Annotated in this window: 15 protein-coding genes and 1 pseudogene; 8 read left to right on the forward strand and 8 right to left on the reverse strand. The window is 43.1% G+C overall.

What is annotated here, in order from left to right; all coding sequences use genetic code 11:
• Nucleotides 1–22: 22 nt before the first annotated feature.
• Nucleotides 23–1384, forward strand: a complete 1362-nt coding sequence (gene hisS / locus H8S63_RS14885) for a histidine--tRNA ligase (protein WP_186927233.1) — start codon at nucleotides 23–25, stop codon at nucleotides 1382–1384.
• A gap of 83 nt (nucleotides 1385–1467) precedes the next feature.
• Here hisS and hydF read toward each other — a convergent pair whose 3' ends face one another.
• Genes hydF through H8S63_RS14905 form a run of 4 tightly spaced genes read right to left on the reverse strand, consistent with a single transcriptional unit; the run spans nucleotide 1468 to nucleotide 6662 of the window.
• A complete protein-coding gene (hydF, locus tag H8S63_RS14890) occupies nucleotides 1468–2658 on the reverse strand; it encodes a [FeFe] hydrogenase H-cluster maturation GTPase HydF (protein WP_186927234.1) in 1191 nt (396 codons plus the stop codon).
• Nucleotides 2655–4076, reverse strand: coding sequence for a [FeFe] hydrogenase H-cluster radical SAM maturase HydG (hydG, locus tag H8S63_RS14895; RefSeq protein ID WP_186927235.1), 1422 nt, complete (start codon nucleotides 4074–4076; stop codon nucleotides 2655–2657). The genes hydF and hydG overlap by 4 nt, the downstream gene beginning before the upstream one ends.
• Entirely contained in the window at nucleotides 4073–5212 is a 1140-nt protein-coding gene (hydE, locus tag H8S63_RS14900; RefSeq protein WP_186927236.1) for a [FeFe] hydrogenase H-cluster radical SAM maturase HydE, read from the reverse strand. The genes hydG and hydE overlap by 4 nt, the downstream gene beginning before the upstream one ends.
• Entirely contained in the window at nucleotides 5193–6662 is a 1470-nt protein-coding gene (locus tag H8S63_RS14905; protein WP_007748547.1) for a 4Fe-4S dicluster domain-containing protein, read from the reverse strand. Before H8S63_RS14905 ends, hydE begins: the two co-directional genes overlap by 20 nt.
• A 154-nt stretch (nucleotides 6663–6816) precedes the next feature.
• On the opposite strand from H8S63_RS14905, the gene H8S63_RS14910 reads away from it, so the two are divergent.
• The 4 genes from H8S63_RS14910 to groL all read left to right on the forward strand — a co-directional run bounded on the left by H8S63_RS14910 (nucleotide 6817) and on the right by groL (nucleotide 10835).
• Nucleotides 6817–7365, forward strand: coding sequence for an NUDIX hydrolase (locus tag H8S63_RS14910; RefSeq protein WP_007748539.1), 549 nt, complete (start codon nucleotides 6817–6819; stop codon nucleotides 7363–7365).
• Between the two features lie 17 nt (nucleotides 7366–7382).
• Entirely contained in the window at nucleotides 7383–8090 is a 708-nt protein-coding gene (locus H8S63_RS14915) for a DUF5039 domain-containing protein (RefSeq protein WP_186927237.1), read from the forward strand.
• Nucleotides 8091–8881: 791 nt separating this feature from the next.
• Nucleotides 8882–9154, forward strand: coding sequence for a co-chaperone GroES (locus H8S63_RS14920; RefSeq protein ID WP_004314007.1), 273 nt, complete (start codon nucleotides 8882–8884; stop codon nucleotides 9152–9154).
• A 43-nt stretch (nucleotides 9155–9197) separates the two neighbouring features.
• Nucleotides 9198–10835 (forward strand): chaperonin GroEL, encoded by a 1638-nt coding sequence (gene groL, locus H8S63_RS14925; protein ID WP_186927238.1) that lies wholly within the window; start codon nucleotides 9198–9200, stop codon nucleotides 10833–10835.
• 72 nt (nucleotides 10836–10907) lie between these two features.
• Here groL and H8S63_RS14930 read toward each other — a convergent pair whose 3' ends face one another.
• The 4 genes and pseudogenes from H8S63_RS14930 to H8S63_RS14945 all read right to left on the reverse strand — a co-directional run.
• Nucleotides 10908–11405: a GDYXXLXY domain-containing protein gene (locus tag H8S63_RS14930; RefSeq protein ID WP_186927239.1), complete on the reverse strand. Its 498-nt coding sequence runs from the start codon at nucleotides 11403–11405 to the stop codon at nucleotides 10908–10910.
• On the reverse strand, nucleotides 11392–12363 hold the full coding sequence (locus tag H8S63_RS14935) for a DUF4401 domain-containing protein (protein WP_186927240.1): 972 nt from the start codon (nucleotides 12361–12363) through the stop codon (nucleotides 11392–11394). Before H8S63_RS14935 ends, H8S63_RS14930 begins: the two co-directional genes overlap by 14 nt.
• Nucleotides 12347–13264: a DUF2157 domain-containing protein gene (locus H8S63_RS14940; RefSeq protein ID WP_186927241.1), complete on the reverse strand. Its 918-nt coding sequence runs from the start codon at nucleotides 13262–13264 to the stop codon at nucleotides 12347–12349. Before H8S63_RS14940 ends, H8S63_RS14935 begins: the two co-directional genes overlap by 17 nt.
• Nucleotides 13265–13480: 216 nt before the next feature.
• Nucleotides 13481–14562: pseudogene (locus H8S63_RS14945) on the reverse strand (thiamine pyrophosphate-binding protein); the annotation flags it as partial.
• A 134-nt stretch (nucleotides 14563–14696) separates the two neighbouring features.
• On the opposite strand from H8S63_RS14945, the gene H8S63_RS14950 reads away from it, so the two are divergent.
• The 3 genes from H8S63_RS14950 (at nucleotide 14697) to H8S63_RS14960 (ending at nucleotide 18071) form a co-directional block, all read left to right on the forward strand.
• Entirely contained in the window at nucleotides 14697–14915 is a 219-nt protein-coding gene (locus H8S63_RS14950) for a winged helix-turn-helix domain-containing protein (RefSeq protein WP_007758501.1), read from the forward strand.
• A 266-nt stretch (nucleotides 14916–15181) separates the two neighbouring features.
• Nucleotides 15182–16381, forward strand: a complete 1200-nt coding sequence (locus H8S63_RS14955; protein WP_186927242.1) for a BamA/TamA family outer membrane protein — start codon at nucleotides 15182–15184, stop codon at nucleotides 16379–16381.
• Nucleotides 16368–18071, forward strand: a complete 1704-nt coding sequence (locus H8S63_RS14960) for a phosphoethanolamine transferase (RefSeq protein WP_186927243.1) — start codon at nucleotides 16368–16370, stop codon at nucleotides 18069–18071. Before H8S63_RS14955 ends, H8S63_RS14960 begins: the two co-directional genes overlap by 14 nt.
• Nucleotides 18072–18147 lie beyond the last annotated feature (76 nt).

Below are 18147 nucleotides of genomic sequence, written 5' to 3' on the forward strand. Positions count from 1 at the left end.
TAAAATTATAAACAGCAATATCATGGCAGCAAAACCAAGTATTCCTAAAGGAACTCGTGACTTCTCGCCGGTAGAAATGGCGAAGCGTAATTATATATTCAATACAATTCGTGACGTATACCATCTGTATGGTTTTCAGCAGATAGAAACTCCTGCGATGGAGATGCTTTCTACGTTGATGGGAAAGTACGGTGACGAAGGTGATAAACTCCTTTTTAAGATTCAGAATTCGGGTGATTACTTCTCAGGAATCACAGACGAAGAATTATTGGGCCGTAATGCCGCTAAGCTGGCAAGTAAGTTCTGTGAGAAAGGATTGCGTTATGACTTGACAGTACCTTTTGCACGTTATGTAGTGATGCACCGTGACGAAATCACTTTCCCTTTCAAGCGTTATCAGATACAGCCGGTATGGCGTGCCGACCGTCCGCAGAAAGGACGTTATCGCGAGTTTTATCAGTGTGATGCAGACGTGGTGGGAAGTGATTCCTTGCTGAACGAAGTCGAATTGATGCAGATTGTCGATACTGTATTCAGCCGTTTCAACATCCGTGTGTGCATTAAAATCAATAACCGCAAGATTCTTTCCGGTATTGCCGAGATTATCGGTGAATCGGATAAGATTGTCGATATCACTGTTGCCATAGATAAGTTGGATAAAATCGGTTTGGACAATGTAAATGCCGAACTGAAAGAGAAAGGTATCAGTGATGAGGCTATTGCCAAGCTACAACCGATCATTCTCCTTAGCGGAACGAATGCGGAAAAGTTGGCGACGCTGAAAAATGTGTTGGCAGCCAGCGAAGTAGGATTGAAAGGGGTAGAAGAGAGCGAATTTATTCTGAATACTTTAGAGACAATGGGATTGAAGAATGAAATCGAACTTGACCTGACATTAGCTCGCGGACTGAATTATTATACCGGTGCTATTTTTGAAGTAAAAGCATTGGATGTGCAGATCGGCAGTATCACAGGTGGTGGTCGCTATGACAACTTGACCGGTGTATTCGGCATGGCAGGAGTATCAGGTGTCGGTATTTCCTTTGGTGCAGACCGTATCTTTGATGTGCTGAACCAACTCGACCTTTATCCTAAAGAAGCTGTGAATGGAACCGAACTTCTGTTTATTAACTTTGGTGAGAAGGAAGCCGCGTTCTCTATGGGCATTTTATCGAAAGTACGTGCTGCAGGTATCCGTGCGGAGATTTTCCCCGATACGGCTAAGATGAAGAAGCAGATGAGCTATGCCAATGCAAAGAATATTCCGTTTGTAGCTATTGTCGGTGAGAATGAAATGAACGAAGGCAAAGCAATGCTGAAGAATATGGAGACAGGAGAACAGAATCTTGTTTCGGCGGAAGAATTGATTGCCGCTATAAGATAAGAGATAGTAGGAATATAAAATAAATAAGGTGTCGTTGACTTCACAATCAGCGGCACCTTATTTTTTCTTTTCGTGTGTACTGTTTAATATTCTATTTGGTCAAGTATTCCGTTGAGGTAGGCGATAGCCACTCCATAATTTGTCATGGGGATGTGCTGCTCCCGTGCACGTTCGATGCGGCTTAGCACATATTTGCGGTTGAACATACATGCTCCGCAATGGATAATCAAGTCGTAAGGCATGAGATCCTGAGGGAAATCCGTTCCGCCTACAATGTCGATCTGTAACTTTTCGCCAATTCGTTTGCGTAATAGGCGGGGAAGTTTCACTCTTCCTATATCTTCGGTAAGGGGAGCATGGGTGCAAGCCTCCGCAATCAATACGCGTGAATCCTCCGTCAGGCTTTCAATGACGGTGGCGCTTTCTACATAGTAATGAATGTCTCCCTTATAACCGGCAAAAAGTACCGAAAAAGAGGTCAGTTTGCTTTCTTTCGGTTTCTGTTCATAAACAGCTTTGAAAACTTGCGAGTCGGTGATGATTAGTTTCGGAGGACGGGCGAGAGCTTGTAATGTCTCTGTCAACTTGTCGGTAGTGCAACTCACAACAAGGCATTTCTTGTCTAGCAATTCACGGATTGTCTGCACTTGCGGCAGGATAAGTCTGCCTTTGGGAGCTTGGATATCCTGCGGCATGACGAGAAGAACAAGATCATTCTCTGCGGTAAGCTCTCCGGTAATGCTTTGCTGACCGAAATCCGAAGGCAGTTTTTCAAGAATTGCCTGCCGGATTTGCTCGATTCCTATCTCTTCTTTTGCACTGACGAGCAATGGACGTATTTTACATTCTTTCTCAATGTATGTAGCTAAGCTATCACTGTTCTCTCTTATATCTATTTTATTCAATACCGGAATGACAGGGATATTCTTCTCTTTCAATAGTGCTAGCATCTCTTTTTCATGAGAAAAGGTAGTATCCCCACATAGCAGCAATGCAATATCCGTTTTCTCAATAGCTTTTAAAGTCCGGCTGACACGCAGCTCTCCCAGCTCTCCCTCATCATCGAACCCCGGAGTATCTATAAACAAACACGGACCAATACCTTGCATTTCCATAGCTTTGGATACAAGATCGGTAGTCGTTCCCGGAGTATCTGAAACGAGGACGGTATCCTGTCCCGTCAATGCATTGACAAGAGAAGATTTACCACTGTTCCGTCTGCCGAAAAGGGCTATATGAAGTCTGTTGGCATTTGGAGTATCTGTCAGGCTCATAAGCGAAAATCTCTTTTACCGTTGGAAATTTCTTTTAAGTTACGGATAGCTATTTCTCTGATTTTGGGATTGGGAATTCGTTCCGTTTCTTTGGAAATCAGCTCCAATCCTTTCCGACGGGTATCTTCGGAGGCATAGTCTTCCAGATACTCTTTCAAGGTCATCAGAGCGTTCGGCCCGCAGCAATTTGCTATCTGACCGGATTTGACTAATGACATGAAGCGGTCTCCCGTTCGTCCTTCCCGGTAGCAGGCAGTGCAAAAACTAGGAATATAGCCTAGTTCGAGTAGCCAGTTGACCACTTCGTCCAATGTCCGTGTATCGCTGACATCAAATTGAGCGGAGTTGTTTTCGGGTAATTCTGTTTCGGCATAACCGCCTACACTGGTACGTGAGCCGCCACTGATTTGCGAGATACCCAGTTCGAGAACTTTTTTACGGGATTCCTGTGATTCACGGGTGGAAATAATCATTCCCGTATAAGGAACGGCAATCCGAATCACAGCCACAATCTTGCTGAATATTTCATCTGAGATGGCATTGGGAAAGTCTCCGGCGTCAATATCATCTGCCGAACAGATTCGGGGGACGCTGATGGTATGTGGTCCTACACCGAACTTAGCTTCCAGATGTTCGGTATGCATTAACAATCCTACAAAATCATACCGATAAGTATTCAGACCGAAAAGAACTCCAATCCCCACATCATCAATACCTCCTTCCATTGCACGGTCCATTGCTTCCGTATGGTAAGCATAGTTACTTTTCGGTCCGGTAGGGTGGAGGGTTTCGTAGTTTTCCTTGTGATAAGTTTCCTGAAATAGAATGTAGGTACCGATACCCGCTTCTTTCAGTTTACGGTAATTTTCTACCGTAGTAGCAGCGATGTTGACATTCACCCGGCGGATGGCACCGTTCTTATGCTGAATGCTATAAATTGTCTTTATGGACTCCAGGATATATTCTATCGGATTCAGTGATGGATGTTCTCCGGCTTCAAGAGCAAGACGCTTGTGTCCCATGTCCTGTAAGGCGATCACTTCCCGGCGAATCTCTTCCTGTGTCAGTTTCTTGCGGGCAATTGTCTTGTTCTTGGCGTGATACGGGCAATATGTACAACCGTTTACGCAATAGTTCGACAGATAGAGCGGTGCGAACATCACGATGCGGTTACCATAGAATTTTTGCTTGATTTCTTTAGCAAGATGAAATATGCGTTCTATAAGGTCGGGCTGGTTGCATTCCAGCAACAGGGCTGCTTCGCGATGGCTCAATCCTTTACAATGGGAGGCCTTTTCAATCAGCTGCTCGATAAGTGCACGGTTGTCTTTATTGTTTTTAGCGTATTCCAGCGTATCCAGAATTTCTTCGTGGTGGATAAACTCTTCTGCTTTTGATGAATCTTTTTGGTATATCATATATTTTCTCTTTTTTCATTTTCACCACAGATTACACGGATTTTCACAGATTTATTCCGGTTCATTCTTAATCTGTGAAAATCCGTGTAATCTGTGGTGTACTGTATAAAGTCCCCTCTTTCGGTGGAAATCTCGTAGCCGATGGCATTCAGCTGTTTTTGTAGGGCAATCAAGCCTTCGGCAGATTCCGCTCCGAGTGAAGCTTTGTCATTATATAACTCATATTTCTTCCGTTCCTCGCGCGGAGAGAGGTTAGGCATTACTACATTGGCGCCTGCCAATATTCCCCGTTCTCTTCCGTCGGAGGCAAGAGTCGCTAAAGCCGTTGTTGCCGGAATCAATGCAGATGGATGCATCAGGCGGAAGATGGATAATAGGAGAACTGTCTGTGCCACTGTTCCACTTGGGCATTGGGCAAAAGGGGTATCATGATGCGGCAGGAAAGGACCTATGCCGATCATTTCCGGACGGAGCCGTTCTATAAATAAGATATCTTCGACAATATCTTCCACTGTCTGTCCGGGACTGCCGACCATAATTCCGGTTCCTGTCTGGTAACCGATGTCTTTTAAATCTTGCAGACATTGCAAACGCCGCTTGCCGGACATCTCCGCCGGATGCAGCTGTTGGTAGTGTGCCTCGTTGTAAGTTTCGTGGCGTAGCAGATAACGGTTGGCGCCTGCTTTGAAAAAACGTTCATACGTATTGCGGGACTTCTCTCCGAGTGATAATGTAATGGCACAGTCCGGGTATTCTTGCCGGATGTTTGTGACTATCCTCTCTATCTTATCATCCGTCAGGACGGGATCTTCTCCACCTTGCAGGACGAAAGTACGGAAACCTGACTCATATCCCTGTTTGCAACAGTCCAATATGCTTTCCTGCGTCAGACGATAACGCTCGATGTTTGGATTACCTTTACGAATGCCGCAGTAATAGCAGTTGTTCCGGCAGCAATTACTGATTTCAATCAGTCCACGGATATAAATCTTGTTTCCAAAATGAAGGAGACTGACTTCCTGCGCCTGTTTGTTGATGTGACGCAGCAGCTCTGCGTCACATTCAGTCAACAGTTGCCGGAACTCTTCCGGTCGGAGTGTTCTTTCCCGCCGTAGCCTATCGATCCATTGTTTCATAGCTCTCTTTGCGTTTGAGAAGCTCTTGTACCAGTTGGCGACGTCCTGAAACAATATCGTTATGCGTACTTGGACCGGTGATACATCCGCCTTCGCAAGCCATCACTTCGATGAATTGTCCGGCAGCTTTTCCCGTCTTGGCGCAAGCGCGTAACAGAGCGATATTCTTCTTATTGATGTCCGATACTTGTATCGCGTTGATTTTCTCCGCTTCTTCTTTCAAGTAAGCCTTGACAGCCCCCATCACGCCGCCTGCTTGGGCAAACCCGTGTGCTTCGCGGACGGAAGTGTGCAAAATGGAAAATTCCTGCATTTGTTCCAGTTGGATATCGAATCCATCAAGAATAGAACCTATTTCCTCAAATGTCAGAATGTAGTCTACCGCTTCGTCTCGTCGGACTTCTTTACGCTTGGCTATACAGGGGCCGACGAATACGATTTTTGCGTCCGGGTGTTTTTCTTTGGCGATCCGTGCGGCATAATACATGGGTGAACCGGTGGAAGATACGTATGGCTTCATTCCCGGAATATGTTTTTCGACTAACTCTATGTAGGAAGGACAACAAGAAGTGGTCATGAATTTCTGTCCCTCTTCCAACTTCTCCAATAACTCGTGAGCTTCGTTGCTGGTAGTCTGCATGGCACCTTCAGCAACCTCAATGACATCAGCGAATCCTATTTCCTTAAATGCTCCATATACCTTTTCTATGGTTGTGTTGAACTGCCCGAGAATGGACGGTGCAACGATGGCAACCAGCTTTTCTCCTTTACGGATATGCTGCAAGACATCGAATGTCTGTGAAATCTCAAAGATTGCACCAAATGGACAAGCGTTCAGGCACTTACCACAATAGATACATTTACTTTCATCGATATGCTCTATGCCATGTTCGTCTTTGCTGATCGCTTTTACCGGACAAGACTCCTCACATGGCACGGGGATATACACAATGGCATGATAAGGACAACTCTTATGGCAAATACCGCAACTGACGCAAGTGTCATGGTCAATCATCGCCTGACCGTTCTTTTTGAAGCGTATAGCGTCTTTGGGGCAGTTCATATAGCAACTGCGGGCTACGCATCCGCGACAAAGATTGGTAATCTCATAGTTGATTTGGACACAGGAAGAACATGCTTCGTCAATCACACACATGATATTTTCCTTATTCGGCTCGGGGCGGCTCAATGCCATACGCGCATAATCAGAGAGGGGAGCGACTTCATCATGTTCATCCGTCATATCCAATCCCATCAAAGGAAAAGTCTTATATCTCCATACCGCCCGTTCTTTATGTATGCAGCAACGTCCCATCGGCTTCGATCTTCGGGGACTCAGTTCTACGGGGAGCCGGTCTATCTTTTCTATTAACTGGTCGTTTTTCCAGAGTCTTACAAGGTCTGCCAGCAATTTGTGCCGGACAATCATAATATTATTCGTAAATGCCATATTGTAATAAAAATAAAGAGATTATTAGTTAGCCGGTGCAAAGATACGAACACTATTTCAATATTTAAGTTTTTTGCAATAAAAGAAAATAAACAGGCGAAGTGAGGTGGTTCGCTGGAAATTCCTATATTTGTCGGAAGAAAAATGAAACTTCATGGAAGAAAAGAATAAAGCATGGCAAACTGTGAGTAGTAAGTACCTGTTTCGTCGCCCTTGGCTAACTGTACGTTGCGAAGATATGTTGCTCCCAAATGGGAATCATATCCCCGAATATTATATCTTAGAATATCCCGATTGGGTGAATACGATTGCCATCACCAAAGAAGGTAAATTTGTTTTTGTTCGTCAGTACCGTCCTGGAATCGGACGGACTTGTTATGAACTTTGCGCCGGTGTGTGCGAGAAGGAAGATGTTTCGCCACTGGTATCCGCCCAGCGCGAATTGTGGGAAGAAACAGGGTATGGCAATGGGAACTGGCAGGAATATATGGTAGTTTCGGCTAATCCGAGTACTCACACCAACTTGACTCATTGCTTTCTCGCCACAGATGTGGAACTGATAGATCATCAACATTTGGAAGCTACGGAAGATATTTCTGTGCATTTGTTCACATTGGAAGAGGTGAGGACGTTGCTTGAGAATAACGAAATTATGCAGTCTCTGAATGCCGCTCCGCTTTGGAAATACATGGCAAGTCTATAATTTAAAATCATTATATTATGAAAACAACATTATTAAGCGTCCTTTGTCTGTTCATTTCGGGATGGGGGAGTATGCAGACCGCATTAGCGCAGGATTTACAGGAAATGGAGAAAAGTTTGTCGGCCATCAATGAAGAACTGAATCAGAAAACAAAAGAATATAGTTGGCAACTTGTGAGTGCTTACGCAGACTATTGTGAAGCGAATAATAAGTATATCAGTTGGAATGATGTGCCTTACCTGCAAGAGATTGTTGAATATAACCGTCCTGCTTCATTGGAAAATTACCGGCTTGAGCATAAAGTCTGTAAAGATGCGCTGGATAAGTTCTTAAATACATATAAGGAATATAGGGAGCTTAAAAAGAGACAATCGGAGGCTGTATCTAAGGAAGAGAAAGATGCGGTGTCGGCAGCTTTTTCTGCTTTTTGGAAGAAGTTGAGAAGTGAAGACAATGCTTACAAAGAATTATATTATGCGGAACGGAAGACCGTTTGTAAATATAGATCGGAAGCTTTGCGATATATGATTGAACAATATAAAAAGGATAATAAGGCAGTGCCCACTTCTATGATAAAATACTCAGACCGTTCTTATCTGTTACAGAAAGGTTCAGCTTTGGAACTGTTGGATAAAGAAGTGAACGCATTGGAAAGTGTTCAAAGGGAACTTGTACGGAAAATTACGAGAGCAAAGTATGGCTTGACTGAAGATAAAGAAGAGTAAGAAAAGACTTTCCATCTGTCTGATTTACCGGAATTAAGGTATGATGTCCGTGTGTCGTACAAATGTGATATGCCCTTCACCTTTTCGCTATAACGCCTTATTCATGGACGTTAGCAGGTGAAGGGCATATATTTCACCCGCTTTCCTCTTCTTAAGCTATCTATGTATACCGATAATTGGTCTGATGGCGACCGGATATTGTAGATGAACTTCTTTTCTATAGGATCTAAACTTCCTTTCTATAAGAACTAATTTCTTTTTGGTTATAGATAAACTATAAACGAAGGCTTTGATTATAAAAACGAAGCCTTTGTTTTTATAAACGCAAGCTTTGTTTTTATAAACGCAACTTGCGTTTATAGATTGTGTCTAGTGCAAAAGAATTTTATATTCGGAAGAAGAGAGGTTTATCTATAATAGAAAAGAAGTTTAGTGCCTATAGAAAGTAAGCTTGTTATTAATGAACCGGAGGTGTAAATGCGGGTGAAGATGTCGCTCTTCACCCGTTAACACTGATGAATGAGGAATTACAGTGAAAAGGTGAAGACTATTAATATATCAAACTCATGTTATAATAAGGCATAATATGATTCCTGTGCGAAAACTTTCGCACGGGATTCATTTGTTTTTGCCATAACGAGGTAGGCAGACAGCCATTTTGTCAGTTCAATTTCTGACAAAGAATCACTAAACTGCTTTGGCACACTTTTCGCAATGTTTTTAGCGTTCCGCCTGAAAATGACGGGTAACATCTAAACATTAAATGTATAACTAAAATATAACAAGTAACTATGAACATTAAACCATTAGCAGACAGAGTGCTTATCCTCCCTGCACCTGCAGAAGAAAAAACAATTGGTGGTATCATTATCCCTGATACAGCAAAAGAAAAACCTTTGAAGGGTGAAGTTGTGGCAGTAGGTCACGGTACGAAAGACGAAGAGATGGTATTGAAAGTAGGCGATACAGTTCTTTATGGTAAATATGCCGGAACAGAACTTGATGTTGAAGGTACTAAATATCTTATCATGCGTCAGAGCGATGTTCTCGCTGTTTTGGGTTAATTAATAATAGTAAATAGTAAATCTTTAAATAGTAAATAAAGAGATGGCAAAAGAAATATTATTCAATATCGATGCCCGTGACCAATTGAAAAAAGGTGTCGATTCTTTGGCAAATGCAGTAAAAGTAACTCTGGGCCCGAAAGGACGTAACGTTATCATTGAGAAGAAATTCGGTGCTCCGCACATCACAAAAGACGGTGTGACAGTAGCAAAAGAAATCGAATTGGCAGATGCTTACCAGAATACTGGTGCACAGTTGGTAAAAGAGGTCGCTTCTAAGACAGGTGACGATGCAGGTGACGGTACAACTACTGCAACTGTTCTTGCTCAGGCTATCGTAGCTGAAGGTTTGAAGAACGTAACAGCAGGTGCCAGCCCGATGGATATCAAACGCGGTATCGACAAGGCTGTTGCCAAAGTAGTGGAATCAATCAAGAACCAAGCTGAAACAGTAGGTGACAACTACGATAAGATCGAGCAAGTGGCTACTGTATCTGCAAACAATGATCCGGTGATCGGTAAATTGATTGCTGACGCTATGCGTAAAGTTTCTAAAGACGGTGTTATCACTATCGAAGAAGCTAAGGGTACTGATACTACCATCGGCGTAGTGGAAGGTATGCAGTTCGACCGTGGTTATTTGTCGGCTTATTTCGTAACAAATACGGAAAAGATGGAATGTGAGATGGAGAAACCTTACATCCTGATCTACGACAAGAAGATTTCTAACCTGAAAGATTTCTTGCCTATCCTTGAACCAGCTGTACAGACAGGTCGTCCTTTGTTGGTAATTGCAGAAGATGTAGATAGCGAAGCATTGACTACATTGGTAGTAAACCGTCTGCGTTCTCAATTGAAGATTTGTGCAGTGAAGGCTCCGGGCTTCGGTGATCGTCGTAAAGAAATGCTTGAAGATATTGCTATCCTGACAGGTGGTGTTGTTATCAGTGAAGAAAAAGGTTTGAAACTGGAACAGGCTACCATCGAAATGTTGGGTACTGCCGACAAGGTTACTGTTTCTAAAGACAATACAACAATCGTAAACGGTGCAGGTGACAAAGCCAATATCAAAGAACGTTGCGAACAGATCAAAGCTCAGATTGCTTCAACTAAGTCTGATTATGACCGCGAGAAATTGCAGGAACGTCTGGCTAAATTGTCAGGTGGTGTAGCTGTTCTCTATGTAGGTGCTGCTTCTGAAGTGGAAATGAAAGAAAAGAAAGACCGTGTAGATGACGCATTGCGTGCAACCCGTGCTGCTATCGAAGAAGGTATTATTCCGGGTGGTGGCGTAGCTTACATCCGTGCCATCGAATCTTTGGAAGGTCTGACGGGTGACAATGCTGATGAGACAACCGGTATCGGTATCATCAAACGCGCCATCGAGGAACCGCTTCGTGAGATTGTAGCTAATGCCGGTAAAGAAGGTGCTGTAGTTGTTCAGAAAGTACGTGAAGGAAAGGGTGACTTCGGTTACAATGCCCGTACGGATGTTTACGAAAACTTGCACGCTGCCGGTGTGGTAGATCCTGCTAAGGTTGCTCGTGTAGCTTTGGAAAATGCAGCTTCTATCGCTGGTATGTTCCTGACTACTGAATGTGTAATCGTAGAAAAGAAGGAAGATAAACCAGAAATGCCGATGGGTGCTCCCGGAATGGGAGGCATGGGCGGAATGATGTAATTCCGGCTTTCGTAGAATGAATATAGGAGGAGGTTGTGTCAGCGTTTTGACACAACCTCACTCGATTATTATTTATTTATCAGATTGAATACGATGAAAGTCCTTATCATACAGTCCTACAAGTAAACTTTGTCCTTTATCATCTACTTTCAGTCCGCCATACATGGCTTTTTGATAAAGAGTATCCTGTCCTTCTTCGAAGAAGAAAGATTCGGCACCGAGGAAGAGCCTGTGATGTACTATTTTATATTTGATGACCAGTTCATCACTGTTTACAGGTTCTAAAGCATTTTGCAGTCGCACTATTTCTCCTACCTGATTACTGTCAGTTCGAAGTACGGCATAACCGCGTGTGGCAGTTTGTTCGTCTACCGGAGCTGATGAGGCTTCCTGGTAGTTAAGTCTCATATAGTCTCCTTGCATAAGAGAGCGGGGATCGACAGGAACTAACTGTAACAAAACCAACCGTCCGTCTTTCAAGATTTGCTCTTTCTTATAAACCGACCAGTTGAAATACCCTAGTAACAGTATCAGGTTTACGATAATTAATATTCGGCTATATTTTTTCATGTCTTGTTCTTTTTTGAGTGAAGAAATACCAGGCTGCAATACATGCAATTCCGATGAAGAAAAGCGTAATGGATTTGGTGAGCAGGCTCAAATTCAAATCATAATAGTATTTGGAAACGGCATAGATAAAGAGAAGGAGTGCAGCGGTACACTCTGCTCTATAACCATAATGAAAACATATTAAAATCAGTAGCAAACTACCGGATAAATAAGGAGCAAATACGGTAGGCAGACAAATGATAATACAAAGAATATAGATACTAACCTGATTCACTGGATTATTCCCTTTCATGACCTGTATGATTTGTTGAATCATGATGAGAAGTCCTATCCATATATAAACGGACAATATGCCCGATACGAGCCAGCTATTTGTTTCCGATACCAGGTAACTGACTGATAATCCTCCCAGTGATACGATACTAGATACAAATAAACCGGCATGAAATGGTCTGTATTTGGAAAAATAATTTTCCGTCTTTGTACCTTCAAACAGCTTTTCGAAAGCATTGATAAATAGAAATGCTCCGAGGATAGGGATTACTGCTATTTGCAGGGGATAAAATGAAGAAAAGACATAGGCAACTTCTCCAAATAAAGATATATTAAACAGAATGACTGAAAGAAAGGGGAGAATGAATCCTCTCGATAAAAAGAAAGTGAGTATACTGATTATTATAAGTATAAAGAAGAGGGTATGAATATTAGCACTCATGCCAAAGCCTGCCAATACGCATCCTGCTATATATAAAGTGATGTTCATCGCATCCAGAAAAGGCCGGATAACGATGCGGCTGATTATTAACGTAGTAATGATTAACAAAGTTCCTATAATCAGACTGGAAATCTCTGATTGAATGATTCTGGCAAGTGCCAGAAATCCCAGAAAGAAAATAGCCGTCAGGATTCCCCCGATAATAGATACGACTTGAATAGTGAGGTTATGCTTCTGCGCCATACCATTGCTTTTTTAGATGAAGAATGATGTAAATGAGTAAAGTTGTTCCGCTGATGACAATGATTCCTCCATAGAAAAATATCTGAACATGCCTAAGATCACTTTTAGATATGAATGTAGTCAATAAAATCATTAATGTGGCAAAAGGAATGATAGCCAGATAGAACAGACTCTTTTTTCTCCATCCGTACCAAAGTCCCGCTGCGAATAGAAGGACGGTAGTTATGAGAGGAACAGATAATATGGTATAATCATCACAGATGGCCGCCATTAACAGAAAGCTGGTGTGTAGAATGGTAGCCAACGAAAGAAGACTGACAAACCAACGATTGTTTCTGTTCAAATGACCTTTCGCACTCATCCATTCCGTAATAATAGTTGCCACGGCACATATCCAGGTTACTGCATTGCCCAATAGAGTTATTTCCCAAGAGCCATAGCCGGCAATTTGTATATTATACAGCCATATCGTAGTACAAAGTAATCCGATGAACGTCAGCCATAACGGAGCGAAGCGGATAGCAATCGCCCAAAGAATGGTGAAAAGAGTCCATCCCAGAAAGAGATCGTAAGCATCGGCCCCTGTTTGGTAAATTTGTCCGAAGACAGCGAAAAGCGTACCTATCAGAAATGTAGCTCCGGTGAGGAGAATTTGTTTGACGAGCTTACTCCAACGGGTAAATGTAGCGAGCAGGGCAGAGGCTACTAATAAAACTTCTACCATTCCTAATTTTGCAAATTTAGGTAGTTCCTCCCAGTTATAGGCAAAAAAGAAGACGATGCCTGCCACTGTAAAGCCAACACCCACTGCCAATAAAAAAATAGAAAGGAATTGATTCCACTCTTTTTTATTTGCATGTAGAGCTTGTCGGGATAAAGGCGAAAAGTCGGGCTTTTCCATGTGTTTTTACTTTTTGATAATTGCAAACATAAGAAAATAAAATGATTTCCACTTCAAGATAGACTATAAAAAGGTATGACTTACCTTATTGCGATTAGCAATAATAGTAAGTCATACTTTGGGAGAGGTATTGAAGAACTTAAAAAGAGAATAACTTAAAATACCTCCCGTATATGCTTAAAGTTAGAATTGATGGTATCAATTACTTCTTGTGAGCGTCTTCGGATTCAGCATATGCAATAAACTTTGGATGCTAAGTTTAACATCACCGCAAAGTCCGATATCAACCTTTGCACAACGTCCCAGACGTTCGGGCTTTATGTCAATCTGTACTATCTTTATGTCATCCGGCAAGAAAGCGGAATATGGAAAGTCGGTGCCGAGTATGAGAAGCACTTCGGCTTCATGCATGCTGTAATAGCCCGACGGCATTCCCAGCAATCCGGTCATACCCACTTCATACGGATTTTCATATTGTATCTCCATCTTTCTTTTGAAAGTATATACAACCGGAGCGTTCAGCTTCTCGGAAAGCGCGATTACTTCCTCGTGAGCTCCCCGGCAACCGATGCCACAGAAAAGAGTGATACGTGTATGTTTGTTTAACAAGTCGGCCAATTGAGCCAAATCTTCTTCCGACGGGCAAACTTCCGGTGGGGCAGGATAGTTCCGGACCGACGAGTCGATAGCAACGGCAGAAGCCTTTGCCAAGTCTCCCGGTAGCCCGATGACGGACACCCCTTTACGGGTGACAGCTGTTTGTATGGCCGATTGGAGCATACGTGGAAATTGTGCGGGAGTAGTGGCTACTTCATTATAATAACTGCAATCGTTAAAAAGTTTGATGGTATTCGTCTCCTGAAAATATTCCGTGCCGAACTCTCCGGTAGGAATTGTAGAGGCAATGGCGATTACCGGTGCGCCGGATCGGTGTGCGTCATACAAGCCGTTAATCAGATGAATATGTCCCGGTCCGCTACTTCCCGCGCAGCATCCCGGGCGACCGGTCAGTTGTGCTTCTGCCGCAGCGGCATACGCCCCTGTTTCTTCGTGGCGCATATGTATTCATTTTATTTAATCGTTTTTTCTGACTGCTTCGTTTACTTCATTCAGACTGTCGCCTGTTACGGTGTAGATGCGTTCAACTCCGGATTTTACCAGAGTATCTATCAGCTGTTCTGCTATTTTTTTGCCATAGCTGTAATTGGTTTAGGATTGATTTTTATGTAATAACAGATGGCTGCAAAGAAAAGTTCTACTTTAACATATGCTAATAACGTCTCTGTGTCGGGACACATCATCGCTTTTATGTTAAAATTAATTCTGTAACAACTTTCTAGTGAAGATGTATAAACAATTGCAATATCCTTTTGTTATCTTTATAGGCGAAATCTTAACCTAATGTATTAAACCTTTTAATAACTCTAGGAAAATGAACAAAAATGAAATCGGCGTGAATGCCGGTAAGGTTTGGCAACTGCTTAGCAATAATGAGAAGTGGAGCTATGGACTTTTGAAGAGAAAATCCGGGCTGAAAGATAAAGAGCTGGGTGCCGCTTTGGGGTGGTTGTCAAGAGAGAGCAAAATAGAGTTCGATCAGTGTGATGAAGAGCTTTATGTATATCTCTGTGTGAATGTTTATATTGGCTAAAAGAGTCTGACGCTTTAACGGGAACAGAAGAGTCTCCGGAGGAATGACGGAACGGTCGGGACTCTGGAGACTCTCGTTTTTTATTCTTTTTCCGCTTTGTGTATCGGAGGCATTGAACCTTCTTTTGATGCCACAAAGGAGGATGTAGACGAATTTATAAGACTTTTAAAACGTTAAAAAGGAAATCCGGAACAACAAAAACGCCTAAATCTCTGTTTTTATAAGAAGTTTGAAACTAACTTTGTCCGCAATGTTTTCTACTTCTTATGATTATGAATACTAGACAGAACAGGCTAATCATATTCGCGCTTTTGTTGTTGACACAAACCCCGTTGGGCGCACAGCTGCATTCTACTAAAATTGAACTGCCGGAGGATTCTGTATCTGCAACCATGGAAGATTCCATTCCGGCAAAGCGCAACTTCTTTAAAAAGTTTCTTGATTACTTCAATGACGCCAATAAGGAAAAAAAGAATAAAAAGTTTGATTTCAGTGTGATAGGCGGTCCCCACTATTCCAGTGACACCAAGTTCGGACTCGGACTGGTGGCAGCCGGACTATATCGCACCGATCGGAACGATTCGCTTCTTCCTCCCTCCAATGTCTCTCTTTACGGAGATGTGTCGACGGTCGGCTTCTATCTGTTGGGAATCCGTGGGAACCATCTGTTTCCACAAGACAAATACCGCTTGAATTACAATCTCTATTTCTATTCTTTCCCCAGCCTGTATTGGGGACGGGGATATGACAATGGAGCCAACTCTGATAATGAAAGCGACTATAAACGTTTTCAAGCACAGGTGAAAGTCGATTTTATGTTCCGGCTGGCAAAGAACTTCTACATCGGCCCGATGGCCATATTCGATTATATTGACGGGCGGGACTTTGATAAACCGGAACTATGGGAAGGAATGGCGGCCCGGACCACCAATACCAGCTTGGGGCTTTCCCTCCTTTACGATTCACGTGATTTCCTGACAAATGCATTTCACGGCTACTACTTGCGGATAGACCAGCGATTCAGCCCGGCTTTTCTCGGCAATAAATATGCGTTTAGCAGCACAGAACTGACTACCAGCTATTATCAGCCCGTATGGAAAGGCGGAGTGCTGGCAGGACAATTCCACACATTGCTCACCTATGGCGATACCCCGTGGGGATTGATGGCAACGCTGGGAAGCTCTTACTCCATGCGCGGATATTACGAAGGACGCTATCGGGACAAAGGAGCAATGGATGCGCAAATAGAACTCCGGCAACACGTCTGGAAACGGAATGGAGTGGCTGTATGGGCAGGAGCGGGAACGATTTTTCCACGACTCTCCGAGTTTACTCCGAAACATATTCTGCCTAATTATGGTTTCGGTTATCGTTGGGAGTTTAAGAAGAGAGTAAATGTACGTTTGGATTTAGGGTTTGGCAAACACCAGACCGGATTTATTTTTAATATCAATGAAGCTTTTTAAGAATATAAAGAATTGGTTGGAGAATCAGGAACATTTGTTTTATCTGTTCCTCTTCATCTTGATAGTACCCAACCTTGTGCTCTGTTTGACAGAGCCTTTACCGTTGATGGCAAAGGTGTGTAATGTGCTTTTGCCTTTCGGCTGCTATTATCTGTTGATGACTTTGTCGAGAAACTGTGGCAAGATGCTTTGGATTTTATTCCTGTTCCTGTTTTTCGGAGCCTTTCAGATTGTATTGCTTTATTTGTTCGGCCAGTCCATTATCGCTGTCGATATGTTTCTGAACCTGGTGACTACCAATTCGAGTGAAGCCCTCGAATTGCTTGATAATCTCACACCTGCCATTATTGCTGTCATCATACTCTACGTACCTGCTTTGATATTGGGAACCATTTCAATTGTACGTAAACGGAAACTCACGGTAGAATTTATCCGCAGAGAACGGAAGAGAGCCTCCATAGTCTTTGGGATTTCCCTCCTTAGCCTTGTCGGAGCATATATGCAGGACCCGGGATATGAGTTGAAGTCCGATTTATATCCGCTGAACGTGTGTTATAACGTAGGTCTTGCCTTCCAACGAACCGCCTTGACGCAGAATTATCACCGTACTTCGAAGGACTTTACTTTCCATGCCCTGCCTACGCATCCGAAAGAGAAACGGGAAGTATACGTAATGGTCGTAGGAGAAACCTCCCGTGCCCTGAACTGGCAACTGTATGGTTACGAACGTGAAACAAACCCGCTCTTATCCCGGCAATCGGGTCTGATTGCTTTCCCGAAAGTACTGACAGAGTCGAATACGACACATAAAAGTGTCCCCATGTTGATGTCGGACGCTACCGCTTGCAACTACGACTCTATCTATCATCAGAAAGGAATCATCACCGCTTTCAAAGAGGCAGGTTTCCGGACAGCCTTTTTCTCCAACCAACGTTACAACCATTCGTTTATCGACTTCTTCGGAATGGAAGCCGATACGTACGATTTTATAAAAGAAGATTCTGTCAGCTCCTCCTACAATCCTTCTGACGACGAACTTCTGAAATTGGTGGAGCAGGAACTGGCTAAAGGTGCGACGAAACAATTTATCGTGCTCCATACCTACGGTTCTCACTTTAACTACCGCGAACGTTACCCGTTGGAAAGTGCTTTCTTTACGCCCGATTATCCGATGGAAGCAGAAAGAAAATACCGGGATAACCTGGTCAATGCCTATGACAACTCCATCCGTTACACGGACGGTTTCTTGTCACGCCTTATCCACATGCTGGAAAAGCAGCAGATAGATGCGGCCATGCTCTACACTTCCGATCATGGTGAGGACATTTTCGACGATTCCCGCCATCTGTTTCTCCACGCTTCTCCCGTACCTTCTTATTATCAACTTCACGTGCCGTTCCTCATCTGGATGTCCGACAACTACCGCGAAACTTATCCCGAATACTGGGATACCGCCATTGATAATAAGGATAAGAATGTTTCTTCCAGCAGCTCTTTCTTCCCGACCATGTTGTCTTTAGCCGGAATAGAAACTCCTTACCGGAATGATTCGCAATCTGTAACGGCTCCGCACTACGTCCTAAAACCGAGAGTTTATCTGAACGATCACAACGAACCCCGTCCGCTGGATGATTTGGGTATGAAGAAGCAAGACTTCCAGATGCTGGAAAAGAGGAATATCAAGTATTAAGTATTAGGTATTAATCCTTGTTAATTTCTGCATCCAAAAGCGGGATTGGCGTGTTATTTGCCGTATGATGTATGAA

This window comes from Bacteroides sp. NSJ-39 (assembly GCF_014287315.1).
Lineage (GTDB): Bacteria > Bacteroidota > Bacteroidia > Bacteroidales > Bacteroidaceae > Bacteroides > Bacteroides finegoldii.